This is a genomic window from Pseudomonas sp. ES1, from assembly GCF_050586605.1.
In the GTDB taxonomy this organism is placed as follows: domain Bacteria; phylum Pseudomonadota; class Gammaproteobacteria; order Pseudomonadales; family Pseudomonadaceae; genus Aquipseudomonas; species Aquipseudomonas sichuanensis.
This window is the reverse complement of the sequence record NZ_JBOBDM010000007.1, coordinates 45,752-69,830: the sequence shown is the minus strand read 5'-3', so window position 1 is coordinate 69,830 and position 24,079 is coordinate 45,752. Positions and strand designations below refer to the sequence as shown.

General features: G+C 67.7%; 17 protein-coding genes and 1 pseudogene. 7 read left to right on the top strand and 11 right to left on the bottom strand.

What is annotated here, in order from left to right:
• The 11 genes and pseudogenes from ACQ4N9_RS04845 to wecB form a co-directional block, all read right to left on the bottom strand.
• The gene (locus tag ACQ4N9_RS04845) at positions 1-1,128 is read right to left on the bottom strand and encodes an acyl-CoA dehydrogenase family protein (RefSeq protein ID WP_390970580.1); all 1,128 of its coding nucleotides are present in this window, start codon (positions 1,126-1,128) and stop codon (positions 1-3) included.
• A 6-nt stretch (positions 1,129-1,134) separates the two neighbouring features.
• On the bottom strand, positions 1,135-1,794 hold the full coding sequence (locus tag ACQ4N9_RS04840; RefSeq protein ID WP_390970578.1) for an alginate O-acetyltransferase AlgF: 660 nt from the start codon (positions 1,792-1,794) through the stop codon (positions 1,135-1,137).
• Positions 1,791-3,263: an AMP-binding protein gene (locus tag ACQ4N9_RS04835; protein ID WP_390970576.1), complete on the bottom strand. Its 1,473-nt coding sequence runs from the start codon at positions 3,261-3,263 to the stop codon at positions 1,791-1,793. Before ACQ4N9_RS04835 ends, ACQ4N9_RS04840 begins: the two co-directional genes overlap by 4 nt.
• A gap of 33 nt (positions 3,264-3,296) precedes the next feature.
• Complete coding sequence (locus ACQ4N9_RS04830; protein ID WP_125464092.1) at positions 3,297-3,530, bottom strand: acyl carrier protein; 234 nt, start codon at positions 3,528-3,530, stop codon at positions 3,297-3,299.
• Between the two features lie 18 nt (positions 3,531-3,548).
• Positions 3,549-5,123 carry an MBOAT family O-acyltransferase gene (locus ACQ4N9_RS04825; RefSeq protein WP_390970574.1) on the bottom strand — a complete coding sequence of 525 codons (1,575 nt, stop codon included), beginning with the start codon at positions 5,121-5,123 and terminating at the stop codon, positions 3,549-3,551.
• The gene (locus ACQ4N9_RS04820; protein ID WP_390970572.1) at positions 5,113-6,240 is read right to left on the bottom strand and encodes an alginate O-acetyltransferase AlgX-related protein; all 1,128 of its coding nucleotides are present in this window, start codon (positions 6,238-6,240) and stop codon (positions 5,113-5,115) included. Before ACQ4N9_RS04820 ends, ACQ4N9_RS04825 begins: the two co-directional genes overlap by 11 nt.
• A gap of 3 nt (positions 6,241-6,243) precedes the next feature.
• Positions 6,244-7,239 (bottom strand): alginate O-acetyltransferase AlgX-related protein, encoded by a 996-nt coding sequence (locus tag ACQ4N9_RS04815; RefSeq protein ID WP_390970570.1) that lies wholly within the window; start codon positions 7,237-7,239, stop codon positions 6,244-6,246.
• Between the two features lie 11 nt (positions 7,240-7,250).
• Positions 7,251-10,007 (bottom strand): NfrA family protein, encoded by a 2,757-nt coding sequence (locus ACQ4N9_RS04810; RefSeq protein ID WP_390970568.1) that lies wholly within the window; start codon positions 10,005-10,007, stop codon positions 7,251-7,253.
• A 77-nt stretch (positions 10,008-10,084) separates the two neighbouring features.
• Positions 10,085-11,731, bottom strand: a pseudogene (locus tag ACQ4N9_RS04805) (glycosyl transferase family protein); the annotation flags it as partial.
• Between the two features lie 16 nt (positions 11,732-11,747).
• The gene (locus ACQ4N9_RS04800; RefSeq protein WP_390970566.1) at positions 11,748-13,928 is read right to left on the bottom strand and encodes a hypothetical protein; all 2,181 of its coding nucleotides are present in this window, start codon (positions 13,926-13,928) and stop codon (positions 11,748-11,750) included.
• Positions 13,929-14,228: 300 nt separating this feature from the next.
• Positions 14,229-15,365, bottom strand: coding sequence for a non-hydrolyzing UDP-N-acetylglucosamine 2-epimerase (gene wecB, locus ACQ4N9_RS04795; protein ID WP_390970564.1), 1,137 nt, complete (start codon positions 15,363-15,365; stop codon positions 14,229-14,231).
• Between the two features lie 194 nt (positions 15,366-15,559).
• Between wecB and ACQ4N9_RS04790 the strand changes: the two genes are divergently transcribed.
• The 7 genes from ACQ4N9_RS04790 to ACQ4N9_RS04760 all read left to right on the top strand — a co-directional run bounded on the left by ACQ4N9_RS04790 (position 15,560) and on the right by ACQ4N9_RS04760 (position 24,079).
• A complete protein-coding gene (locus ACQ4N9_RS04790) occupies positions 15,560-16,642 on the top strand; it encodes an AI-2E family transporter (RefSeq protein WP_125858627.1) in 1,083 nt (360 codons plus the stop codon).
• A 16-nt stretch (positions 16,643-16,658) separates the two neighbouring features.
• Complete coding sequence (locus tag ACQ4N9_RS04785; RefSeq protein ID WP_390970562.1) at positions 16,659-18,275, top strand: mechanosensitive ion channel family protein; 1,617 nt, start codon at positions 16,659-16,661, stop codon at positions 18,273-18,275.
• Between the two features lie 58 nt (positions 18,276-18,333).
• On the top strand, positions 18,334-20,619 hold the full coding sequence (locus ACQ4N9_RS04780; protein WP_390970560.1) for a tetratricopeptide repeat protein: 2,286 nt from the start codon (positions 18,334-18,336) through the stop codon (positions 20,617-20,619).
• A 75-nt stretch (positions 20,620-20,694) separates the two neighbouring features.
• Positions 20,695-21,660, top strand: coding sequence for an AAA family ATPase (locus ACQ4N9_RS04775; protein ID WP_390970558.1), 966 nt, complete (start codon positions 20,695-20,697; stop codon positions 21,658-21,660).
• A 10-nt stretch (positions 21,661-21,670) separates the two neighbouring features.
• Positions 21,671-22,621, top strand: coding sequence for a DUF58 domain-containing protein (locus ACQ4N9_RS04770; RefSeq protein WP_390970556.1), 951 nt, complete (start codon positions 21,671-21,673; stop codon positions 22,619-22,621).
• On the top strand, positions 22,618-23,109 hold the full coding sequence (locus ACQ4N9_RS04765; RefSeq protein ID WP_390970554.1) for a DUF4381 domain-containing protein: 492 nt from the start codon (positions 22,618-22,620) through the stop codon (positions 23,107-23,109). The genes ACQ4N9_RS04770 and ACQ4N9_RS04765 overlap by 4 nt, the downstream gene beginning before the upstream one ends.
• On the top strand, positions 23,096-24,079 hold the full coding sequence (locus ACQ4N9_RS04760) for a vWA domain-containing protein (RefSeq protein ID WP_390970552.1): 984 nt from the start codon (positions 23,096-23,098) through the stop codon (positions 24,077-24,079). The genes ACQ4N9_RS04765 and ACQ4N9_RS04760 overlap by 14 nt, the downstream gene beginning before the upstream one ends.

The following is a 24,079-nucleotide window of genomic DNA, read 5'->3' as shown; positions in this document are numbered from 1 at the left end:
TCAGAGGCTGCGCCCGATGATCTCGCGCATGATCTCGCTGGTGCCACCGAAGATACGCAGCGCCCGGGCATCGGCCCAGGCGCGGCCGATGCCGTACTCGCTGCTGTAGCCATAACCACCGTGCAGCTGCAGCAGCTGGTCGAGGATCTGGCCCTGGATTTCGCTGGCATTGAGCTTGGCCATGGCCGCTACCACCGGGTCCAGGCTGCCCTCGATCAGCTGCCGTGCGCAGTCGTCGAGGAACACCCGCAGCATGGTCAGCCGCGAACGGGCATCGGCCAGAATGAAGCGGTTGTGCTGGTGGTCGCTGACCCGCTTGCCGAATACCTTGCGTTCGCGGGTATAGGCCAGGGTCTGCTCGAGCATGCCCTCGGCATGGGCGGCGGCGCGCAGGGCGATGGCCAGGCGCTCGCGGGCAAGCTCGCGACCCAGGTATTCGAAGCCTGCGTTTTCCTCGCCCAAGAGGCAGTCGGCGGGCACTCGCAGCTCGTCGAAGAACAGCTCGCAGGTGTCCTGGGCATGCTGGCCGATCTTGGCCATGGCCGGGCCCTTGCTCAGGCCCGCCAGGCCCGCTTCGACACAGAACAGCGACAGGCCGCGGGCGCCCAGGTCGGGCTCGGTGCTGGCGACCACGATGATCAGGCCGGCGTTGACGCCGTTGGTGATGAAGGTCTTCTGGCCATTGAGCACATAGTGCTCGCCGTCACGCCGGGCACGACAGCGTATGGCCTTGAGGTCGCTGCCGGCGCCGGGTTCGGTCATGGCGATGGCGCCGATCAGTTCGCCGGCGGCCATGGCCGGCAACCAGCGGTCTTGCTGTGCCGGGGTGCCGAGGTTGTACAGGTAGGGCGCGACCATGTCGGAATGGATCGAAAAGCCGATGCCCAGGCAGTTGGCCCGGGCCAGCTCCTCGATCACCACCACGGCATGGCCGAAGTCACCACCGGCGCCATAGGGGTCGGGCAGCGCCGGGCACAGCAGGCCTTGGGCACCGGCATCGCGCCAGAGCGCGGTGGGCGTTATGCCCTCACGTTCCCAGTCGGCGTAGTGGGGCAGGATGCGTTCTTCGACAAACCGCCGGACCTGGTCGCGAAACAGCAGGTGATCGTCACGAAAGAATGGGCGCATGGCGGTTTACCGGGTGTAGGGTGCAGTGCTGCTGAGCTCGCCGCGCAGCACCGGTTGTTCGGCACTGCCAGTGAGGAACAGCGCGTAGTGGTCGCCCGGTTGCAGCTGTGGCAAGGGCAGTGGCTTGGCCTGGGCCGCGCCGCAGCCGGCGGTCAAGGTGGCGCTCACCGGGTTGATCGCCCGCGCCTGGCTGGTCTGCGGGGGCACGTCGGCGAACAGGGTCGGGCCGGCCTGTACCTGCAACTGGCCGGCGGGGCAGTCACTGGCCAGGTTGTAGAACCGCAACTCGGCCTTCAAGGCGTCGTCGCTGGCGGCGCTGTCGTCCAGCACCAGCAGCTTGCCATCGTGCAGCACCAGGCTCTGGTAGCTGTCGGCGGCCACGCTGAGGGTGCCGGCGCTCTTGCCGGCAATCAGCACGGTGAACGGCTCGCCGCCTTTGACCACGTTGTAGCTGCTGGCCAGCTGGCCGGCCGCCAGCTGCTGCGCCGGGTTATGCCCGACTTGCACCTGCGCGCCGCCCGCTGCTGGCTGCAGCACGCGAACGAACGCCGAGCCAGCCGGTGGACGCGGCGCATACAGCTGCGCCAGCTTGCCCTCGGCCTGGGCGACGGTGGGCAGTGCGCTGCACAGCAGCAGGGCGCCTGTGAGCAGGGCGAGGGCTTTCATACAGTCTCCTTGGGGCGTTTTACCCGGGCTTGCTGGTACAGCTCGGCCAGGCGCTTGCGGTCGACCTTGTCGGACAGGGTGCCGGGGAAGCGGCCGCAGGCCAGCAGTTCGGACGGGATCATATAGGACGGCAGGCTGCCAGCCAGCCGTTGTTTCCAGTCGGCCAGGGCCTCGGGCAACGGGCCCAGGGTGGCCGCCGGCAGGTGCCCGGGGGTTTCGATGAAACCGACCATGCGCACCAGTGCACCGTCGGGGCGGCGCAGGGCAATGGTGGCGGCGCTGTCGACCCCTGGCAGGCTGGCCAGCCCGGCGTCCACTTCGCCCAGCTCGATGCGGTAGCCATTGAGCTTGATCTGGTCGTCGCGCCGACCATGGAAGAACACCCGGCCTTGCGCGTCGATCTCGGCCAGGTCGCCGCTGCGGTAGGCGCGCTTGCCGTTGTGCTGGAACAGCACGGCCTCGCTGAGGTCCGGGCGATTGAGGTAGCCACGCATCACGTGGTCACCGGCAATGCACAGCTCGCCGTCGTCGAGGAACAGCTCGGCATAGGGCTTGGCCCGGCCGATGGACAGCGGCTGGCCAGCGTTCTCCAGCGGCGGCAGGATTTCGATCCAGGTGGTTGAGCAGGTGGCTTCGGTCGGCCCGTAGGAGTTGATGATCCGCGCCTCGGGGAAGCGCTCCCACAGCTGGTTGGCCAAAGTCGGGGTCAGCGACTCGGCACCGAACACGAACACCCGCAAGGCAGGCAGGTGCTGGGCGTCGAAGGCGTCGTTGAGCAACTGCTGACGAACGAAGGACGGCGTCGAGGCCCATACCTGTACCTGGCTGTCGGCCAGGTAGTCGACAAAACCCTCGGGGTCGCCGATCACCTCGCGCGGGCACAGCACGCACTGGCCACCCAGGGCCAACGCCCCGCACAGGTCGAACAGCGAGAAGTCGAAGCTGAACAGCATCTGGTTCATGAACCGTGGCCGTTCGCCCAGGGCCAGGCAGTCGCGGATCCAGCCGGCGAACAGCGCCAGGCTGTCGCGGCCGATCTGCACGCCTTTCGGGTCGCCGGTGCTGCCGGAGGTGAACATGACGTAGGCCAGGCCCGCCTCGGCCAGTGGTGCGGCGCAGTCCCGGCCTGCGCGGAACTGGTCCTGTTCGGCGTCGTAGCAATACCCGGCGCCCACCAGCTCGATGATGCGCTGCAGGCGTTGCGGCGGGTTGATGCTGTCCAGCGGCACATAGGTCACGCCCAGGCGCAGGCAGCCGAGCATGGCCACGACGAATTCGATCTGCTTGTGGCCGCTGAGTACCAGCGCGGTGCCGGGCAGTACGCCCTGCGCGCGGGCACGCAGGGTCCAGGCCTCGACGGCCAGCTGCAGGCTGGCCCAGTCCATTACCCGATGGGCGTCGCGCAGGGCAGGGGCGTCGGCGCCCTGGTGGCAGTCGGCGAACTCACAGCGGTCGAAATCGAAGTGCATCCGGCACTCTCCTGGGCGGTGGCCTGTGCAGGCTCAGCGGTTGTTCTGAACGAAGGCGGCGAGGGCGTCGAGCGACTCCAGGTGCTCGTCGATCTCGGTGGCCGGCACTTTGACGCCGAACGCATTCTTCACCGCCATGACGATGTCCACCGCGGTCATCGAATCGACCAGGCCGGACTCGATCAGCAGGTCGTCGTGGGCCACCGGGGTGCCGACCACGTTTTCGATGATTTCGGCCAGTTGTTGCTTGAGGGCTTGTTCGCTCATGTCAATCACTCCATGGATTCAGAATTGGAAGTACAGGAAGCGTGCTTCCTTGTGCAGGTTCATCAGGCACAGCGCCAGCAGCAGCGCCATGATCAGCAGCCATTTGAGGGTCGGCGCCCAGCGCAGCGCGGCCGGGCCGTCGAGCTGCGCGCGGGCCAGGGACGGCGAGAAGCCGCCCATGATCTGTTGCGAGTTGGGCAGGAACCAGGCCACGGCCAGCACTGCCAGTACGTGCAGCGCCTCCAGGTGGCGGCCCACCAGCAGGCGCCAGGCGTCACCCCAGGCGATACCGGCCGGGTACAGTACCTCGGGCAGGCTGCCCAGGCCACGCAGGCCGAACATGCCCTCGATCAGCAACACCGCATCATGGGTGGACTCGGCGCGGAAGAAAGCCTGGGCAATGATCACCGCAGCGAAGGTCAGCAGCACGTAGCCCGCCACTTTCAGCGGGTGCTGCGTGGCCTTGCTGTTGCGCCCGACCACGAAGATGCGCCAGGCATGGTTGATCGACAGATAGGCGGCATGCAGCAGGCCGAAGATCAAGAATTGCAGGCCGGCGCCGTGCCAGATGCCCGCCAGGCCCATGGTGAAGGTGGTCGGCAGGATGATCGCCGCGGCGAAGCCGCCCGGCGTTGCCGCGCCCTGGGTGCCGACCGGCAGCCCGCGCTTGCCGCGCCATTCCGACACTGCCATGGCCACCGGGTAATACAGGTAGGCGGTCAGGTAGCGGGTCAGGGTCATGTGCCAGCGGGCCCAGAAATCGATGATGTTGCTGGCCTTGTACGGCGAGTTGAAGTTCAGCGGGAAGCGAATGCCGAACATCTTGGCCAGGCCCAGGGCCATGTCCGAATAGCCGGAGAAGTCGAAGTACAGCTGCAGTGCGTAGGCGATGCCGGTGCCCCACGCCGCCCAGAACCCGAGGCTGCCAGGGTCGGCGAAGCCGGCGTCGGCATAGGGCGCGATCGGGTCGGCCAGCAGCACCTTCTTGGCCAGGCCGATGACGAACAGCATGCCGCCAACGCTCAGGTTCTCGGCGCGGAACCGGTAGTTATCCGGCTGGGCGAACTGCGGCATCATTTCCTTGTGGTGCAGGATCGGCCCGGCGATCAGGTGCGGGAAGAAGGTCACGAACAGCACATAGCTGAGCAGGCTGCGTTCCTTGACGATGCCGGCGCGGCAGTCGAGCAGGAAGCCGATCTGGGTGAAGGTGAAGAACGAAATGCCCAGGGGCAGGATGATGTCGTCCAGGCGGGTGCCGGCCAGGCCCCAGTCCTGGGCGAAGTTCACCAGGGTGACGAAGTACTTGTAGTGGAACAGCAGCGCAATGTCGGCGCCGACCCCGGCCGTGGTGATCAGCAGTTGCAGGCGCGAGCGCCCGGCCGTGCCGAGGATGGCCAGGCTGACCAGGTAGTTGAAGGCGATCGAGCCGATCAGCAGCAGCACGAACTGCGGGTTCCACCAGCCGTAGAACACGATCGAGGTCACGCACAGCCACAGCGCGGCGCCGCGCAGGCTGCGGGCGGCGATCAGGTAGTGGGCGGCCAGGGTCAGCGGCAGGAACAGCAGCAGGAACAGGTAGGAGTTAAAGAGCATGGTCGGCCTGCGGTTCAGGTAGCGTTGCCAGCACGGCGCGCTCGTCGGCGGTCAATGGCAGCGACAGGGCGCTTTCGGAGAATTCCCAGATCACCAGCTTGAGGCTGGCCGGCCAGCGCTCACGCTTGCCCAGCGCGGCCAGCAGCGCACCGCTGAACTGGCCGCCGTCCAGGCTCTGGTTCCACACCTGCTGGCCAAGGTTGCGGCCCAGGCGTTCGGCAAAGGCGCTGCGCCGGCCGTTGGAACTGCCCGCCAGCAGCACCTGCACCGGCGGGGTGTCGTCGAGCAGGCCGCCACCGCGCTGCACCTGGATCTGCTGCGGGTGTTCGTCTTCCACGGCCGGGCGCCAGGCGCTGGCGGCGTGCTCAAGGCCCGCCAGCACGATCAGGTCGCCCATGCGCGGTTGCGCGGCGCCAACCTGGGAGCTGGTGAACAGCTGGTCGCGCTTGCCATCGAGCAGCGTCAGGGCGCTGGCGGCCACGGCATCGGCGGCGCGCTGGGCGCCGTCGGCATTGAGGTGCACATCGGTGCGGAAGAACTGCGGCGGGGTTTGCGGGCCGTGGGCCAAGGCCGCACCGAGGTCGGCATAGGGCACGCCCTGGCTGGCCAGGCTGGCTTGCCACTGGCCCAGGCGCGCCTGCAGTTGCGGCGACTGCTGCAGGCCGCAGAGGGCCTGGCTTTCGATACGGGATTTGTCCGGCACGGCCACCAGCAGCACCTGCAGGCCCTGGCTGCGCAGTTGCCCGACCCAGTGCTGCATCAACCGCAGGCGCGCTTCATAGGCGCCTTTTACACCGGCCTGGGCGCGCAGGCCGTCGCGGTAGAACAGCCAGCCGGGGCAACCCTGTACCACCTGGTCGCCCAAGTCGCCGAGCAGGCGATAGCGCACCGCCGCGCTCAGGGTGTCGGCGTTCTTCTGCAGTTCGGGTTGCAACGCATCACCCAGGGCCTTGCCGGCCTCGCCGTCGAACCAGGCTGCCGGCTGCAGCTGCGCAGCATCGAGCTTGCTGTTGAACAGCAGCCACAGGCCACAGGCCTGGGCCAGCAGCAACAGGCCGATCACCGCGGCGGTGTAGCCACGGTGCGAAGGGGTGACGGGGCTCGCCTGTTCAGCCATGGCTCACTTTCCGGCAGCGGCGCGCAGGCGCTGGCGCCAGCTGTCGGCGCTCATGATCGAGGCGTTGTCCCACAGGCCGCTGGCCTGGGGGCCCTGGGCGTAGGTGGGCTCGAACATCTGCCACACCAGCACTTGCGGCGGGTTGCGCTTGAAGTCGGCCGACTCCAGGTACTCCAGCAGCATGATCCACTGGCCGACGTTGCCGGGCTTCCAGTTCACCGACACCGGGCGGTCGATGCTGTTGGACAGTTTTTGCGGGAAACCGAAGTACGGCTGCACCATGCTGTGGCCGGTCACGTGCAGCGGCGCCGGGGCGTCGTCGAGCAGGCCGTTGGCCGCGGCCTGACGGCGCACGGTGAAGGTTTCGCGGCCGGTCTGCTTGCGCTGCTCGGGGGTGAGGAAGCGCTCGGCCAGGTCGCCGTAGCGGCGCTCCTTGAACTCGCTGCCCAGCTGCATGCCACTGCCGGCATTGCCCTTGAGCGCCGGTACATCGCGGCGGGCCTGCTCGGCGGTGGCTTGCGCCGTGGCATCGGCGGCGGCCTGGGTCCAGTGCTGGTCGGTGCGGTAGAACACGTCCTTGCCGCCGTCCTTGAGCTGGCGCAGCACGGCCTCGTCGTCGATGGCGCTGATGCCGGCCTTGCGCAGGCTGGCCAGGATGGTCTGGTAGCGCTGCTGCACGGCAGGGCTCAGGGCTTTGCCGGCGGGCAGCTTGTCCTGGTAGAAGCGGGTCTTGTCGGGCAGCACCAGCACCTGCAACTGCACACCGCGCGCGGCCAGGGCCTGCTGGGCGTCCTTGATCAGCGCGGTGGAGGCTTCGATGCCGCGGCTGTCGACCTCGGTGAGGCTGCCCCAGCCAGGGAACAGCCAGCCGTCGTTGCCACGCAGCACGATCGACGAGTCATCGGCCTGGGCGGCGGGCATGGCAAAGCCGATGCTTGCGGCCAGCAGGCTGGCGGCGAGGCCTTTGAAAGAGCGGGTGAGCACAGAAGACGGCAGCATGGCGGGGGTCCTCAATACGACAGAGTCAGGTTCATGAACAGGCCCTCGGCCCGGTCGGAGGCACCGCCGCCAATGGCGAAGCGGTATTGGGCCGTCCAGTCCAGGTAGGAGCGGGGCGTATGGTAATGGTCTTCGCGGAAGTAGTAGCGCAGGGCGACGCCAGGGCCGGCGGCCATGGACCAGGAGCCCTGGTCGCGGGTCAGGGAGAAACTCTGGCCCTCCAGCTGCGCCGCCATGATCTCGTTGCTGCCTGTGGCACCGTGTAGCCCGGTGGCCTGGTCTTTCTGCCAGATCCAGTCGGCGGCCCCGACCACATGGGGGAACAGCACGACGTCTGGCAGCAGCTTGTAGCTGCGGCCCAGGCGGATTTCGTTGCTGAGGAACAGCTGCTCGCGCTTCAGGCGGCCGTCGGCCTGGGCCTGTGCTTCGGTACGCGAGCCCCGGGTATCGACGTCATAGACCGTCCACTTGGCCGGGTTGTCCTCCAGCGAATAGCCCAGTTGCGAATAGGCATCCACGGTCCACCAGCTGCTCTCGTCGAAACGCAGTTCGGTGCCGCGGTAGAAGCCATAGGTGGCGTAGGTGAGCCAGCCGCCGGCGCTGTCCTTGAGTTTGTAGCGCAGCAGCGCGCCGTTCATGCCGGAGGCCTGGCTGGCTGTCTGGAAATCGCAGCGATCGGTGTTCTTGCCCGGGTTGGCAGTGCCTTCACGGGTGGCGCTGCCCAGCAGGAAGCGCCGCTCGATGCCGAAGGTGAAGCCGGTGTCGGACAGGGTGTAGCGCACGCCCAGGGCACCGATGGTGCTGGGGAAACCGGTCACCGACTGCGAATCGCTGACTCCACCGGCATCCAGAGCCTGCTTGGTGCAGGGATCGACCGCGCCGTTGGAGCGGAACTTGCCACCTTCATCCCACAGGGTATTGCTCAACCGCCCGTACACCTCCAGCACGCCGTTCTGGTCATTGAACTGGCTGGGCCGCCAGTACAGCTCGGCGGTGCTGAAGATCGAGTCGCCGGCCGAGCTTTGCCCGGCGTTGGCGATGGTGGTGCTCGGGCGCGCGCCGCGGTAGCTGGCGGTCACGGTGGCACCCCATTCGCGGTCATAGGCGGTGATGGCGCTGCGGGTGTTGTGGCGCTGCTGTTCATCCAGCTGCAGGGTGCCGGCATCATCCATGTCGATGGCGTGCTTGAGCTGGCGAACGGCGGCCGGTTTTTCGCCCATGGCCGACAGCGCGTAGGCCTCGTCGAGTACCACGGTCTTCGGTGCCTTGCCAGTGTCGCGGGCGGCGCGGAAGTCCTCACGGGCGCGGGCGGGCTGGGCGGTACGCATGCGCAGGTAGCCGCGCTGCATCAGCAGATCGGCATCGCTTGGGGTACGGGCGATGGCGTCGCTCAGGCGCTGCTCGGCTTCGGCGGCCTGCTGCGGGTTGCCGGCGGCCAGGGCGGTGGTGAGCAGGCGCTGGAACTCGAGGTTGTCCGGGTCCTGTTCGACCGCCTTGCGCGCCTGGGCGATCGCTTCCTGGTAATCCTGGCGGGCGTAGGCGGCATAGGCCTCGGAGGCCGGGCCGGCGGCACCGCCGGCATCGGCGGGCAGCAGTTCGCACTGGGTGCCGTAGGGGGTGTCCTGGCACGACTGGCGCGGCGCCGGGTAGTTGCTCAGGTTCAGCGCGGTGGCCGGGGTGCGCGCGTCGGCCAGGGCCTGCTGGCGTTTGCCCACGGCTTCGTCGCTTGCGTCCATGGGCGCAAGCAGGGCCGTGGCGCGGGCTTTGTCGCCGCCGGCCAAGGCCGCGTCGATGGCGATCAGGCGCACGTTGCGCAGTTGTTCCTCGTCGAGCCAGTCCTGGGCCAGGGCGCTGTCGAAGTCGCTGCCGGCCGCCTGGGCGTTGCCCTGGTACTGGCGCAGGTAACCGCGCATCACCAGCATCACGGTGCTTTCGTCATCGGCTTCGAGCGCTTGGTTGGCGGCTTGCTCGGCGGCGGCGGGCTGGTTGTCCAGCAGCAGCACGGTCACCAGCAGCAGGCGGTGGCTGGCGATGTCCGGCGCCAGGCGCACGGCTTCGCGGGCCAGCGGCACGGCATCGCCGGGGCGGTTGGCGATCAGCGCCTGATAGGCCTGCTCGGCCGGGCGCACGGCCATGCGCCGGTTCAGGGTCTGGCGGCGGGCTTCCAGGTCGCTGGTGTTGGGGGCGCCCAGGCTGATCGCGGTGCCGGCGGCGGTGGCGGCCTCGGCCCAGCGTTGCTGCGCCTCCAGGCTGTCGAGCCAGAGCAGGGCCCAGGCACCTTGGCTTGGGTCGGTGCGGAACGCCCGCTCGCCATCGCGCTCGGCGGCGGCCATGTCACCGGCGTTGTAGGCCGCGTAGGCCTTGGTCGCCAGCGGGAAGCCACGCTGGTAAGCCGCCGAGGGGGCCGGGCCGCTGGCGGCCGGGGCATTTTGTTGCAGGTTGGTCACTGCCGCCTGCAGGCCGGGGTCGCGCACGCCGCGCTTGAGCGCGCTTTGCGCGGCCTGGCGGGCTTCGTTACGGCGGCCGAGCTTCTGCAGGGTGTAGACCTTGAGCAGGTTCAGCCGAGCCACGTCCGGGCGCAGCTTGAGGGCAGCATCCACCTGTTGCAGGGCATCGCGGTAGCGCCCCGACTGGTAGCTACGGTAGGCCTGGTCGGCCTGTTCCCAGGCCACGCCTTCAAGCGGCACCTCGGCGGCCAGGGTGGTGGGCAGGTTGGCGCAGGCAAGCCAGGCACCGAACAACAGGATGGCGGGGCGAGCAGGGGTCATGTCAGTGCGGCAGCCTGGGTCTTGTTCGCCGCCGTAGCGGGCTTGGTTTCGGGGAAGGACGCTGCGGGCTCGCCGTTTTCCTGCTGGAACAGGATGGCTTCGTTGAGCGTGTCCGCATCCAGGTAGCCGTGCTCGAGCAGGATCTGCCCCAGTGGCTTGTGTTCTTCGGCCTGGGCCTTGAGGGCCTGGGCCAGGATGTCGTCGTCGATGGCGCGCCACGACAGCAGCAGTTCGCCAAGGCGCAGGCGCTGCTGGTGCAACTGGTCGGCCGAGGGGAAGTCATGCATGGTCTTGTCCCAGACCAGCTTCTTGCCCAGGAACAGGTAGCCCAGGTACAGGCGCCAGGCGCGTGCCGCGGCCATGGCATTGATGAAGTTGCCGATGATCATCCGCGGCCCCGACAGCAGGGCGTGCTCCCAGCCATACAGGCGGCCGACGAAGTACGCGCGCTGCAGGATACGCAGGCTCAGGGCCAGGGTGTTGGCCCACATCAGGTCGAGCAGCAGGCTGTTGGGCGAGAACACCGACGGGAAGAACACCTTCCAGTGGCCGGTGGCGCTGATCCCCAGGAAGATCAGGTGCTGGAACAGCAACACGTAGGCGAGGATGGCGACGAACGAGGTGATCAGGCCCTTGCGGTCGCGGAACAGCAGGTACTTGGTCGCCAGCGAGCCTTCCCAGCCCACCTGGCTCCAGCCTTGCAGGCCGATGCCCAGGGTCCAGCGGGCCTTTTGCCGGTAGGCGGTGCGGAAGGTGTCGGGGAAGTACTCACGCACGCCCAGGGGCATGTGTACGGCCACCATCTTTTCCTTGCCGTTGCCGAACCAGGTGGTGCGCTTGGCCACGTAGTCCACCGGGAACTTGCCGAAGATCTGCTTCATGCCGCGCCGCGCCAGGCGTGCGCCGATATCGTAGTCCTCGGTGAGGGTGTCGGTGTTGAACGGTTGGTTGTTGGTCTCGGCCGACAGCTCCAGCAGTGCCTTGCGCGAGAAGCAGGTGCCGACACCGGCCGACGGCACCATGCGCGACATGCTCTCGCGCACCACCAGGTCCTTGGTGTGCCATTCGGCGAACTCATCCATGTAGGTGCCGGCCACCAGTTCGTACCAGTCACGCTCCAGGGAGGTGACCGGCAGCTGGATGAAGTCGATGCGTGGCAGCAGATAGTTGAAGTAGTGCAGCTCCAGGCGGTGCAGCACGTCTTCGCTGTCGTGCAGGATCATCCCGGCGAAGGGCTCGGGCATGCGCGCGTCCTGGGCGAAGATCGCCTGGATGATCCAGTTCAGGCAGTCGGCCTTGCAGGTCGGGCCGTCATGGGGCACTTCGACGCGGATCAACTGCTTGTAGCGCCGGCGCATGCGCTCCACCTCGTCGATGGTGCGCTGGTCGTTGCAGTAGGTGCCGACGAAGATGTAGTAGTTCTTGTAGTCCAGCGAGCCGACCATGTTCTCCAGCATCGGCGCGATCACGTCGTACTCCAGCCACGCCGGGATCATGATCGCCAGCGGCTGCTCGGGCTTGGCGCGCAGTTGCTCCACCGTCAGCGCCTGGTAGCGCTTGCGGCGGATCAGCAGCTTGCGGTACGTCTGGCGCACCCAGTACCAGGCATCGATGAACAGGTCATCGAGGCTGGACAGCAGGATCAGCACACCGACGACGGCGGTGACGATCTCCAGCCCCCGGTAATACTCCGCCAGCAGGTACGGCCAATAGAGTGAGAACATGCGCGCTTACTCCGGCTTACTTGCCTTTGTGCTTCAGACGCAGCCGGCGGGCGACTACACCCAGCAGCACCAGCAGCAGGACAATGCCGGACAGGGTGGGCAACGCCCACACCAGTTGCTTGCGCCACTGGTGGAACGGCGTGCCGGCCAGGTTGAGTTCCGGGTCGGTGGTGTCGACCCAGGTCAACGGGCCTTGCTCGCCAATCACCACGGCATTGCCCTGGGTCAGCAGGAACGGCACCTGCGGCACCATGGCCGGGTTGCCCAGGCTGTTCCAGAGCACGCCGTGCTGGCCGCTGGAATCGACCACCGACAAAGTGCCCAGGCCTTGCGGCCCCTGCAGGTCGAGGGCCAGTTGCTGGTTGCCCTGGGCCTGCAGGCGCTGCAGCTCGGCGACGCCCAGCAGCGGCTTGGCGCCGGGCAACTGCACATCCACGGCCAGGAACGGCCGCGACGGCGCGACGTTTGCCTTGCCGTCGGCCAGCACCAGCTCGGCGTTGACCGGCGACAGCGAGGCGGCGCTGGCCAGGCGGATCAGTTTGCCCAGGTTGGCCACCGGCGTTTGCAGGACGGCCTGGTCGACGATCACCTGGGGTTTGCCGGCCAGCAGCGGCAGCAGGCCGATGAAGGTCCCGTCGGGTTCGGCGTCAGCCGAGCTCAGGTAACTGCTGGGCAGCACGTTGACCGGGTAGGCCTGAGGGATCTCGGCGCAGTTTGGCGAGCTTGGCTGGCGCTGGAAGCGCACCTGCACGGTATTGGTGACGCCCAGGGCGTAGCCCGGGATGCGCGCCTTCAATCGCTCGGGGCTGCCATCGGCATCCAGTTGCGCGGCGTTGAGCAGCACGTTGTTCCAGATCACCGAGGCGACCGGCGGGGTAGGCGAGGCGCCCGGCGCGGCGGCGAGGTCGAGGTTGAGTTCCCCCGGCATGCGGCCGTTGTTCGACACGGCGCTGAGCGGGAAGGTGGCGGTCCACTCGCCACGGCTGACCACATCGAAAGTGCCGAAGTTGCCACCCAGGGCGCTCAGGCGCAGATGGCCGTGATCGTTGCGCAGCGCGTCACCCACCTCCTTGACCTGCGCCTCGCGCGACACCAGCACATTGCGCCAGCTCGCGTCGAACACGCCGGCGGCCTTGGCGCCGGCGTCGGCAGCCACGGCCACCAGTGCCTGGCGGCCGAGGCTAAGCAGTTGCAGTTGCTGGCTGGGCAGGGCGCCTGCGGCCAGGCTGGCCTTTTGTTTGCGCCATTGCGCCAGGGCGGCGAGGGCGGCCTGGTCGTCCTGCAGCTGTTGCGCCAGGGCGTCCAGGGCAGTGTTGAGCTGTGCCACCAGCGCGCTGTCGGCGATGGCCAGGTCGGCGCGGATCGCCGGGGCATCGAGCAGCAGCAGGGCACCCAGCTCGGCCGGGCTGGCCAGGGTGTGGCTGGCCTGGCCGGCCAGGGCGGCGAAGGCCGGGACTTTAGCCAGGGCCGCCGGCACTTCGATGCCGGCCAGCGACACGCTGTCGCCGACTTGCGGCAAGGCACGTACCTGGGCGCGGCGGGCGCTGCGTTCCAGGGCCACGCCCAGACGCCAGGCGCTGTCGAAACTGTTGCGCTCGAGCGCGCCGGCCGCGACCAGAATCACCGGCTCACCCGGCAGGCTGCTCCAGGCTTCAGCCAGGCTGCCCAGGGCCGACATCGAATAGCGGTAGCTCAGGCGCGTCTGCGGCGACAGGGTCAGCACGTTGGCGGTGGCCCGTGGCGGGGCGCAGAAGTCCTCCGAAACCGGTGAGCTCCAGTCCAGGCTGAAATTGACGAAGCCACTGGTGTGTTTGCCGCTGTCCACTGCCAGGGTGCGGCTGAGGTCGCCTTCGGCGCGGTTGACGCGTTCGGCCACGCGGGGCTGGCCATCGACGGCCAGGCGCAGGGTGGCGGGCTGTTCTTCACCCTTGATGAACTGGCCCTTGAGTTCGATCTGCGCATCGCTGATCGCCACGCCCTTGGGCACCGGCAGGAAGAACGCCTGGCGGTTGTCGGCCTGGTCGAGCACCACTGGGTTGGTGATGCCCAGGTCCTTGAGCGAAACGCTGCGGGACACCCAATCCTGGGCCATCAGCGCTTGCAAGGCATCGCTGGCAGGGGTGGCATGGGCGAGGATCGGGGAGGTAAGGGCAGTGCCCAGAACGGCGAACTGCAAGCGGCGAGTCGTGTGGCTCAACGATCTAGTCCTTGAAGGTTCAGTGGCGTTGGCAGCGCATCGCGGGCGTGCAAACGTGTGCGCCGACAGGCCTTTTAAGGCGCAGGTCTTCGCGTGGCTATTCGGGTAATCAGTGACGATGGGGGAAGCGAACGCTGTCAAACGGTCGTTCGAGCGCGATGCCACTTCGTCAAGACATCGGATGCGTACTCTCTAATATCAAAGTGCCCATGTCAATATTTTGATGCTTTTTTGTAAGAAAATTCGACCGGCGACGTCAGAGCAAATGACGTCGCCGTTTTATTGACGCTTATGCGTCGTTCAGCGCACCTGGAAGGGCGTGAACGGGCGTCCGAGCAGGGCATTGACGATGCGCTCGCTGGCGTTGCCGTCGCCATACGGGTTGACGCTGCGCGCCACCTGGGCATAGAGCGCGTGATCATCCAGCATGGCCTGCACCGCCTGGACGATCCGGGTACTGTCGGTGCCCACCAGCTTGACGGTGCCGGCGGCCACGGCTTCCGGGCGCTCGGTGGTGTTGCGCATGACCAGCACCGGCTTGCCCAGGTGCGGGGCTTCTTCCTGCACGCCGCCGGAGTCGGTCAGCACCAGGTGGGCGCGCTGCATGAACCAGACGAACTCCAGGTAGTCCAGCGGGTCGATCAGCTGCACGTTGGGGTTGTCGCCCAGCACCGTCATGACCACATCGCGCACCTGCGGGTTGAGGTGCACCGGGTAGACGATCTGCACATCGTCGCGCTTGGCCAGCTCGCCCAGGGCCTGGCAGATCTGCCGGAAACCGTCGCCGAAGTTCTCCCGGCGGTGGCCGGTGACCAGGATCAGCCGGCGGCTGGCGTCGAGCCACGGGTAGCGGCTGGCGAAGCCTTCGCCGATCTCGGGTTCGCGGTCGAGCTTCTGCAGGATCAGGTCCAGCGCGTCGATCACGGTGTTGCCGGTGATGTGGATCTGCCCCTGCAGGTTCTCCTGCAACAGGTTGTGGCGCGAGGTGACGGTGGGGGCGAACAGCCAGCGGGCCATCACGTCCACTACGCGGCGGTTCATTTCCTCGGGGAAGGGCTGGGCCAGGTCGCCGGTGCGCAGGCCGGCCTCGACATGGCCGATGGCGATGCCGCGGTGGAACGCCGCCATGCTGCAGGCGGCGGCGGTGGTGGTGTCACCGTGCACCAGCACGCAATCAGGCTTGAGTTCGTCGAGCAGGGCGTCGATGCGTGTCATCAGGCGGGCGAACAGGCCATTGAGGGTTTGCCCCGGGACCATCACATCGAGGTCGTGGTCGACCGGCACGGCAAACAGCTGCAACACCTGGTCGAGCATCTGCCGGTGCTGGCCGGTGCTGCAGACGATGCTTTCGACACCCTCGGTCCGGGCCAGGACCTTGACCAAAGGCGCCATCTTGATGGCTTCTGGGCGGGTGCCGAACAACGTCAGAACTTTCATCACGCACGACTCCACTATTAAACGAACGGTTGAATGGCGCGGATAATACCGGATTGATATTGCAGTGCATTGATCTGACGCCACGGGGCGCAATTTTTCCTTTGCCCTGTCGCCGTTTGCGACTTGCCGGTGCCGTACTAGGCTGCTGGATACCCGTGGCTGGCGTTGCCCTGCCACTGACCAGGAGGTGGCCCATGTTGCCTTTGCCTAACGAGCTCAAGCTGTCCCGGGCTTTGCTGGACGTGCTGATACGCGCAGGCCTGGTGGCTGCGCTGGTGGTCACCTGCTTCGCGGTGTTCCGTCCGTTCCTGAGCCTGATGCTCTGGGCGGTGATCCTGGCCATCACCTTCTACCCGCTGCATGGGCGTTTGCGCGCCAGGCTTGGCTTGAAAAGCGGGCATGCGGCCAGCCTGATCATCCTGGTCACGCTGCTGATCCTGATGGTGCCGATCTACCTGCTGGGCGACTCCATCGCCGCGTCGGTGTCCGCGGCGATGGAGTTGTTCAAGAGCGGGGCCTGGCATGTGCCGCAGGCCAACCCGGTGGTGGCCACCTGGCCGCTGGTGGGGCCGCCGCTGTACGGCTTCTGGCAACAGGCGGCCACCGATGCCACCAGCCTGATCCAGAGCGTCACCCCGCACCTCAAAGGCATCGGCATGGTGGTGCTGGGCAAGCTGGCCGGGGTTGGCACCGGCTTCTTGCTGTTCATCGGCGCGTTGATCCTGTCGGGCGTGGTCATGGCCTTTGGCGATAACGGTGAGCGCAGCGCGGTGCAAATCGCCACGCGCATCTCCGGCGCCGAACGCGGCCCGCTGATTGCCGAGCTGTGCACCGCGACCATCCGTGCGGTGGCCCAGGGCGTGGTCGGCATCGCCTTCATCCAGATGCTGCTGGTGGGGCTCGGTTTCGTGTTCATGGGCATCCCCGGCGCCGGCCTGCTGGCCATTCTGGTGCTGCTGCTGGGCATCATGCAGTTACCGGTGTTGCTGATCACGCTGCCGGTGGTGGCCTTTGTGTTCTTTACCGAAGGCGCCAGTGTCGGTGCCGTGGTGTTTGCGGTGTACAGCGTGCTGGCCGGCATGGTCGACAACGTGCTCAAGCCTCTGCTGCTGGGGCGCGGGGTAAATGTGCCGATGCCGGTGGTGCTGATCGGAGCGCTGGGGGGCATGGTCGCCGAAGGCATCATCGGCTTGTTCATCGGCCCGGTGATCCTGGCCATCGGCTACATGCTGTTCTGGCAGTGGGTGGAGCAGGGGCCGGCCGTTGGCAACGCGTGATCGAGCGAGGGAGCCCATGGCTAAGCGAATCGTCGCAGGGTGCTGCCTGCTCGCGCTGCTGCTGATCAGCCTGGCCAGCCAGGCCAACGAGCAGGCCAGCGTGGCGGCGGCCGAGCCTGCCGAGCTCAAGGTCGCCAACCGCAGCATCATGGTGTTCCACGCCACCGTGCTCGGCGAAGCGCCTGCCGCCCGGGCCCGGCGTGCCGAGGCGGTGATCAATGAGCGGCTGGATGAGGGTGTGGACAGTAGGGTCAGCCTGGACACCGTCCAGGACAGTTTCCTGGTGCTGCTGGGTGACCGCCGGGCCTTTATTGTCTCGCCCAGGGACCTGGTCGGCACCGACCTCGACACCCGGCAGGGCGCCGAGGCCGCCGCGCAGCGCCTGCGCCAGGTGGTCGACGAGGCGCAGCAGGCCCGCAGCCCGCGGTTTCTGCTGACTGCCGCCGGGCTGAGCGCCGCTGCCACGCTGGTGTACATCCTGCTGGTCAAGCTCTGCGTCTGGCTGCACCACAAAGCCTTGTCCTGGCTGCCCAAGCGCGTGCGCAAACACGCCAGTGCCTTGCGCATCGGCCACACGCAGCTGGTCGATTCCAGCAACCTGTACCCGCTGTTGCGGCGCCTTCTGGCCCTGGTGCGCTGGACCCTGGTGCTGTTGCTGACCTACGAATGGCTGAGCTTCGTCCTGCAGCGCTTCCCCTACACCCGGCCCTGGGGCGAAAGCCTGAACCTGTACCTGCTGGGGCTGCTGCGCCATGTGCTGACGGGCATCGTCGACGCCATCCCGGGGTTGCTGATCGCTTTGCTGATCTTCTTCATCGCCCGTGGCATCAGCGCCTTCAGCAAGCGCCTGCTCGAGCGCCTGGCGCGGCCGGGCTCGATCAGCTGGCTGACCCAGGAAACCCTGCAACCCACCACCCGGCTGACCTCGCTGGCGATCTGGCTGTTCGCCCTGGCCATGGCCTACCCGTACCTGCCGGGCGCCGACACCGAAGCGTTCAAGGGCTTGTCGGTGCTGATCGGCCTGATGATCTCGCTGGGCGCCACCAGTGTGGTCGGCCAGGCCGCCGCCGGGCTCATCCTCACCTATACCCGCACCCTGCGGCCCGGCGAGTACGTGCGCATTGGCGAGCACGAGGGCACGGTGACCGAGCTGGGCATGTTCACCACCACCATCCGCACCGGCTTGGGCGAGGTGCTGACGCTGCCCAACTCGATGATTACCGGGGCGGTGACCAAGAACTACTCGCGGGTGGTGCAGGGCCAGGGCTATGTGGTCGACACCACGGTGACGATTGGCTACGACACGCCCTGGCGCCAGGTCGAGGCGATGCTGCTGGAGGCTGCGCGGCGCACCGAAGGGGTGCTCGACTCACCCCGCCCGCAAGTGTTCCAGACCGCCTTGTCGGACTTCTACCCCGAGTACCGCCTGGTGGCCCAGGCCGTGCCCAGCGAGCCACGGCCGCGGGCCGAGCTGCTGACCCTGTTGCACGCCAATATCCAGGATGTGTTCAACGAGTTCGGCGTGCAGATCATGTCGCCGCACTACCTGGGGGACCCCGCGCAGGACAAAGTGGTGCCCAAGGAGCAGTGGTACAGCGCGCCGGCGACCAGGCCCAACAAGGCGGACGAGTGAAGCGAGCGGTTTGCCGACGCCCGCACTGGGCGACTGGACCTGATCATGGAGCTGGGCGATGGGATGGCTGGCAGATGGACTGAGAGGGGGCGTGCTCATACTGGCACTGCTTGCCACAGGCAGCGCCGCAGGTGACCCGTTGCCGACAGCGGCCAAGGACCGCGAAGGCTACGCCAAGCCCGAGAGCTGCCAGGGCTGCCATGCCGAACAGGCCGGGCAGTGGCAGCATTCGGACCATGCCTGGGCGCTGCGCGAGGCCACGGCGGGCAATGTACTGGGCAACTTCGACGACACGCGCTTCGACCAGGATGGCGTCAAGGCGCGGTTCTTGCGCAAGGGCGATGCCTATTACGTCAACATCGAGGGCGAGGACGGCAAGCCTGCGGACCTGCGCATCCTCTATACCTTCGGCCATCAGCCTTTGCAGCAGTACCTGGTGGCGCTGTCCCGGGGGCGACTGCAGGCCCTGACCATCGCCTGGGACAGCCGGCCCCAGGCCCAGGGCGGGCAACGCTGGTTCTCCCTGTACCCCGGCCAGCGCTTTACCCCCGAAGATCCGCTGCACTGGACCGGCCGCTACCAGAACTGGAACGCCATGTGCGCCGACTGCCATTCCACCCGGCTGCTCAAGCACTACAACGACCAGCAGGACAGCTACGCCAGCACCTGGCAGGAGCCGACCGTGGGCTGCCAGGGTTGCCATGGCCCAGGCCAGGCGCATGTCGACTGGGCCAGTGCCACGCCCGCCGGCAATCAGCCGGATAAAGGGCTGCTCGTCGATTTCAAAGCGCTCGGCAGCAAGGGCCAGGTCGAGCAGTGCGCGTTTTGCCACAGCCGTCGGCAAACCCTGGGCAACGGCCAGACGCCCGGCCATCCGCAGCTTGACCAGAGCCTGCCCGCCACCCTGCGCAGCGGCCTTTATCATGCAGACGGGCAGATCGACGGCGAGGTCTACGAGTTCGGCTCGTTCAGCCAGAGCCGGATGTACGCCGCCGGGGTCGGCTGTACCGATTGCCACAACCCGCACACCACCAAGGTGCGCAGCGAAGGCAACGGCCTGTGCCTGCAGTGCCACAACACCCAGCCCAACACCGCGCGCTTCGCCGGTTTGCAGGGCAAGGACTACGACAGCTCGGCGCACCACCATCACGCCGCAGGCTCGCCTGGCGCGCAGTGCGTGAGCTGCCATATGCCGAGCAAGACCTACATGGTGGTCGACCCGCGCCGCGACCACAGCCTGCGCATCCCGCGCCCGGACCTCGCCGCCCAGACCGGCAGCCCGGACGCTTGCACGGCCTGCCACACGGACCGCGCGCCGGCCTGGGCCGCCAGCGCCATCGACCAGTGGTATGGCACGCCGCAACGACCGGCGCATTACGGGCAGGCGCTGCAAGGCGTGCGCGAAGACCCGGGCACAGCCATGAGCCGCCTGGGCTACCTGCTGGCCGACAAGGCCAACCCGGCCATCGTCCGCGCTACCGCCGCCGACCAGCTGGCGGACCTCGGGCCAGGCGCCGCCAGCAACCTGCGCTGGGCCCTGCAGGACGCCGACCCGTTGATCCGCGCCTATGCCGTGGCAGGGTTCAGCAGCCTGCCCGCCGAGGAGCGGCTCAAGCCTTTGTTGCCGTTACTGGCCGATCCGCGCCTGGCGGTGCGCGATGAAACCGTGCGGGCCATGGCCGATATCGCGCCGGCGCAACTGCCCGAGGCCCAGCAGGCCGGTTTCAAGGCCCAGCTTGGCGACTATGAGCAGCGCCTGCGCGGCAATGCCGACCTGCCGGGCGGGCGCTTGAATCTGGCGGTGCTGCTATCGCGCCAGGGGCGTGACGAGGAGGCGATGGCGCACTACCGCCAGGCCCTGCGCATGGACCCGTATTTCGTCCCGGCGCGGGTCAACCTGGTAACTCTGGCCAGCGCCGCCAATCGCCCCGCAGAAGCCGAAGCGCTGCTGCGCGAGGGGGCGGCACTGGACAAGATGCCGCCGACCGATCGTGGCAACCTGGCGTACATGCTGGCCCTGCTGCTGGTCGAGCACGGCCGCAACGAGGAGGGCCTGCAATGGATGGACCAAGCCGCCACGGCGCTGCCGGGCAATGCGCGGATCCGCTACAACCAGGGCCTGCTGCTGTCGCGCCTGAACCGCCGTGACGAAGCCTTGCAGGCACTGCGCAGCGGCCTTGCGCAGTCGCCGGACGACGCCGACCTGCTGTACTCGTTGATCTACCTGCATGCCCTGGCCGGCGAACGCGAAGCCGCCTTCGGCTACGTGCAGCGCATGCGCGCGGCGTCGCCGGACGATCCGCGCCTGCAGGCCATCGAGCCTTACTGGCGGCAAACGCAGTAGATGTTTCGGGATCTTGCGTCAACCGGCACGGCAACTACAGTTGCTTGACCGCAAACGAGGACAGGGAGCGGGCATGTGGACACTCATGAGCAGGTCAAAGCACTGCAAGCGTCGGTCGCCGAGCAGGTACTCGGCCAGGCCGACACCATTCACCAGGTGATCCTGGCGCTGCTCGCCAACGGCCATGTGCTGCTGGAAAGCCTGCCGGGCTTGGCCAAGACCCGCACGGTCAAGGCCCTGGCCAGCCACCTGGACGCGCAGATGCGGCGCATCCAGTTCACCCCCGACCTGCTGCCCTCGGACATCACCGGTGGCGAGATCCTGCAGCAGACCGCCGAGGGCAACCGCATCAGCTTCCAGCCTGGGCCGCTGTTCGGCAACGTGATCCTCGCCGACGAGATCAACCGTGCGCCGGCCAAGGTGCAGGCGGCGTTGCTCGAAGCCATGGAAGAGCGGCAGATCACCGTGGCCGGCCAGTGCTACCCGATGCCCGGCCTGTTCATGGTGCTGGCGACCCAGAACCCCATCGAGCAGGAGGGCACTTACCCCTTGCCCGAAGCGCAGATGGACCGTTTTCTGATGAAGCTGCAACTTGATTACCCCGCGCCCGCCGACGAGGCCCAGGTGTTGCGGCTGGTGCGCGCCGAGGACCAGGCCAGTACGGGCGAACCGCTGCGCCTGGCCCAGGAGGTGATTTTCGCGGCGCGCCGCGAAGTGGCCAAGGTGCACGTGGCACCGGCGATCGACAACTACCTGGTCGCCCTGGTCAACGCCACGCGCCACCCGGCAGAACACGATGCGGAGCTGGGGCGCTGGATCAGCATCGGCGCCAGCCCCCGTGGCGGCATCAGCCTGGACCGGGTGGCGCGGGCGCATGCCTGGCTCAACGGGCAGGACTTCGTCTCACCGGACGATGTGCGCGCCGCCGTGCACCCGGTGTTGCGCCATCGCCTGCAACTGTCCTATGACGCCATCACCGATGGGGTAGGGGCCGACCAGGTGATCGACCGGCTGTTGGACAAGGTCGCCATACCGGCCTGAGGGTGCCGCCATGTCCACCGCCCGCCGCACGCCTGATGGCTTCGTCTACGCCTCGCTGGCCGAGCTGATGGCCCTGGAGCCGCGTGCCCGGGGCCTGAGCTTCGTCGCCCGGCAGCCGTTGTCGAGCATCTTGTCCGGCAACCACGCCTCACGCCTGCGCGGGCGCGGGTTGAGCTTCGACGAGCTGCGCCACTACGTGCCCGGCGACGACCTGCGCCACCTGGACTGGCGCGCCTCGCTGCGCTACGGCAAACCTTTCGTGCGGACCTTCAGCGAGGAGCGTGATCGGCCGACCTTGCTGCTGGTGGACCAGCGCATGAGCATGTTCTTCGGCTCGCAGCGCTACTTCAAGTCGGTGACCGCCGCCCAGCTGGCGGCCGTGTGTGCGTGGATGGCGCTGCAGGCCGGCGACCGCGTCGGTGGCATGGTGCTTGGTGAGGCCGGTGTCGAACACCTGCGCCCGCTGCGCAGCCGCGCCCGGGTGCAGGCCTTGTGCGCGGCGGTGGTGCGGGCCAATCATCGGTTGTCGGCACAGGGCGAGGCGTTGGCGGACGACGGGCGGCTGGACCAATTGCTGCGCACCTGCATCGGCGCCGCCGGGCACGATCACCTGGTGTGCGTGATCAGCGACTTCGCCGGGGTTGGCGAACAGACCCTGGCGTTGCTACGCCAGTTACGCCAGCACAACGATGTGATTGCGCTGCAGGTGTATGACCCCATCGCCCTGCAACTGCCGGACAAGGGCCGGCTCAGCGTGACCCAGGGCGCCGTGCAGGTGGAGATGGACATAGGCCGCAGCCAGGTTCGCCGGCCACTGGGCGATTACCTGGCCGGGCGCCTGCGCGAGGTCGCCGAGCTGCTGCGCCGCAGCCAGGTGCCGTTGCTGATGATCAGCACCGGCGATGACAGCCTGGAGCAACTGCGCAAGGAGCTCGGGCGGCTGGCGGAGCGGGCGCGATGAGCGGGCCTACGGTCGACCAGCTACAAGAGCTGGCGCCGGGGGCGCCGCCGTTCAGCTACCTGCCGCAGACCTGGGGCTGGGGGCTGCTGCTGGGGCTGCTGCTGGCTGGCCTGCTGAGCTGGGCGGTGCTGCGCTGCTGGCGCTGGCGGCGTGATCGCTACCGGCGCGAGGCATTGCTGCGCCTGGACCAGCTGGCGGCGGCTGCGGCAGCGCAGCGACTGATGGCCTTGCGCGAACTGCCCGAGCTGCTCAAACGGGTGGCCCTGTCGATGCCTGGGGCACCTGCCGTTGGCACGCTCGGCGGCCAGGCCTGGCAGCAATTTTTGGCCACTCACACCCGGCAACCGCTGCCGGCGACCTTCGCGGCGCAACTGCAACTGCTGGCCTACGGCCCGGATGCACAGCTTGCCGCGCTGGACGACGCCAGCGTGCAACGCCTGTTTGACGTCACCCGGCAGTGGATCGAGGCGCACCATGTGGCGCTTTGACTACCCCTGGGTATTCCTGCTGCTGCCGCTGGCATGGCTGGCCTACCGCTGGCTCAGGCCCTACCACGAAGCTCGCAGTGCGCTGCGCGTGCCGTTCTTCAGCGCCCTGCGCCAGGCCCTCGGCCAAGGCCCCGGCAGCAGCACAATCAACGCCGGTGGCTGGCAGCTGCTGCTCTATGGGCTGGCCTGGCTGTTGCTGCTGGTCGCCTGTGCGCGCCCGGTGCTGGTCGAGCAACCGATCCGCCATGTGCAACCCAGCCGCGACCTGATGCTGGCCATCGATATCTCCCAATCCATGCAGGCCAAGGACTACAGCAGCGCCGACGGCCAGCGCAGTGACCGTTTGACCGCGGTGAAGGCCGTGGTCCGCGACTTCATCGCCCAGCGTGAGGGCGACCGCATAGGCCTGATCCTGTTCGGCAGCGGCGCCTACCCCCAGGCGCCGCTGACCCTTGACCATGCCAGCCTGCAGTTGTTGCTGGACGAGGCCGGGGTCGGCATGGCCGGGCCCAACACCGCCCTGGGCGACGCCATCGGCCTGACCATCAAGTTGTTGGCTCCTGCCAAGGAGCAGGAAAAGGTGCTGATCCTGCTTACCGACGGCAATGACACCGGCAGCGCCATCACCCCCGAGCATGCCGCGCGGCTGGCCCGCGAGCACGGCATCGTGGTGCATGCCATCGGCATCGGCGACCCGGCGGCCACCGGCGAGGACAAGGTCGACCTGCACAGCTTGCAGGTGATCGCGCAGACCACCGGCGGGCGGTTCTTCCGCGCCGATGACCGCGCGGCGCTGCAGCAGGTGTATGCCACGCTCGACCAGATCACCCCGCATGACGTCACCACCCTCAGCCACCAACCGCGGCGCGACCTGTTCGTCTGGCCCCTGGGCGCAGCCCTGGCCGTGCTGCTGCTCGGCCAGGGCCTGGCGCTACTGGGCGCCCGAGCCGCCGCGGCCAAGGAGCCCTGA

What these genes read in the sequence shown, in the direction of transcription:
- ACQ4N9_RS04845 (WP_390970580.1), bottom strand. Translation starts at nt 1,128, where the DNA reads ATGCGCCCATTCTTTCGTGACGATCACCTGCTGTTTCGCGACCAGGTC.
- ACQ4N9_RS04840 (WP_390970578.1), bottom strand. Translation starts at nt 1,794, where the DNA reads ATGAAAGCCCTCGCCCTGCTCACAGGCGCCCTGCTGCTGTGCAGCGCA.
- ACQ4N9_RS04835 (WP_390970576.1), bottom strand. Translation starts at nt 3,263, where the DNA reads ATGCACTTCGATTTCGACCGCTGTGAGTTCGCCGACTGCCACCAGGGC.
- ACQ4N9_RS04830 (WP_125464092.1), bottom strand. Translation starts at nt 3,530, where the DNA reads ATGAGCGAACAAGCCCTCAAGCAACAACTGGCCGAAATCATCGAAAAC.
- ACQ4N9_RS04825 (WP_390970574.1), bottom strand. Translation starts at nt 5,123, where the DNA reads ATGCTCTTTAACTCCTACCTGTTCCTGCTGCTGTTCCTGCCGCTGACC.
- ACQ4N9_RS04820 (WP_390970572.1), bottom strand. Translation starts at nt 6,240, where the DNA reads ATGGCTGAACAGGCGAGCCCCGTCACCCCTTCGCACCGTGGCTACACC.
- ACQ4N9_RS04815 (WP_390970570.1), bottom strand. Translation starts at nt 7,239, where the DNA reads ATGCTGCCGTCTTCTGTGCTCACCCGCTCTTTCAAAGGCCTCGCCGCC.
- ACQ4N9_RS04810 (WP_390970568.1), bottom strand. Translation starts at nt 10,007, where the DNA reads ATGACCCCTGCTCGCCCCGCCATCCTGTTGTTCGGTGCCTGGCTTGCC.
- wecB (WP_390970564.1), bottom strand. Translation starts at nt 15,365, where the DNA reads ATGAAAGTTCTGACGTTGTTCGGCACCCGCCCAGAAGCCATCAAGATG.
- ACQ4N9_RS04790 (WP_125858627.1), top strand. Translation starts at nt 15,560, where the DNA reads ATGTTGCCTTTGCCTAACGAGCTCAAGCTGTCCCGGGCTTTGCTGGAC.
- ACQ4N9_RS04785 (WP_390970562.1), top strand. Translation starts at nt 16,659, where the DNA reads ATGGCTAAGCGAATCGTCGCAGGGTGCTGCCTGCTCGCGCTGCTGCTG.
- ACQ4N9_RS04780 (WP_390970560.1), top strand. Translation starts at nt 18,334, where the DNA reads ATGGGATGGCTGGCAGATGGACTGAGAGGGGGCGTGCTCATACTGGCA.
- ACQ4N9_RS04770 (WP_390970556.1), top strand. Translation starts at nt 21,671, where the DNA reads ATGTCCACCGCCCGCCGCACGCCTGATGGCTTCGTCTACGCCTCGCTG.
- ACQ4N9_RS04765 (WP_390970554.1), top strand. Translation starts at nt 22,618, where the DNA reads ATGAGCGGGCCTACGGTCGACCAGCTACAAGAGCTGGCGCCGGGGGCG.
- ACQ4N9_RS04760 (WP_390970552.1), top strand. Translation starts at nt 23,096, where the DNA reads ATGTGGCGCTTTGACTACCCCTGGGTATTCCTGCTGCTGCCGCTGGCA.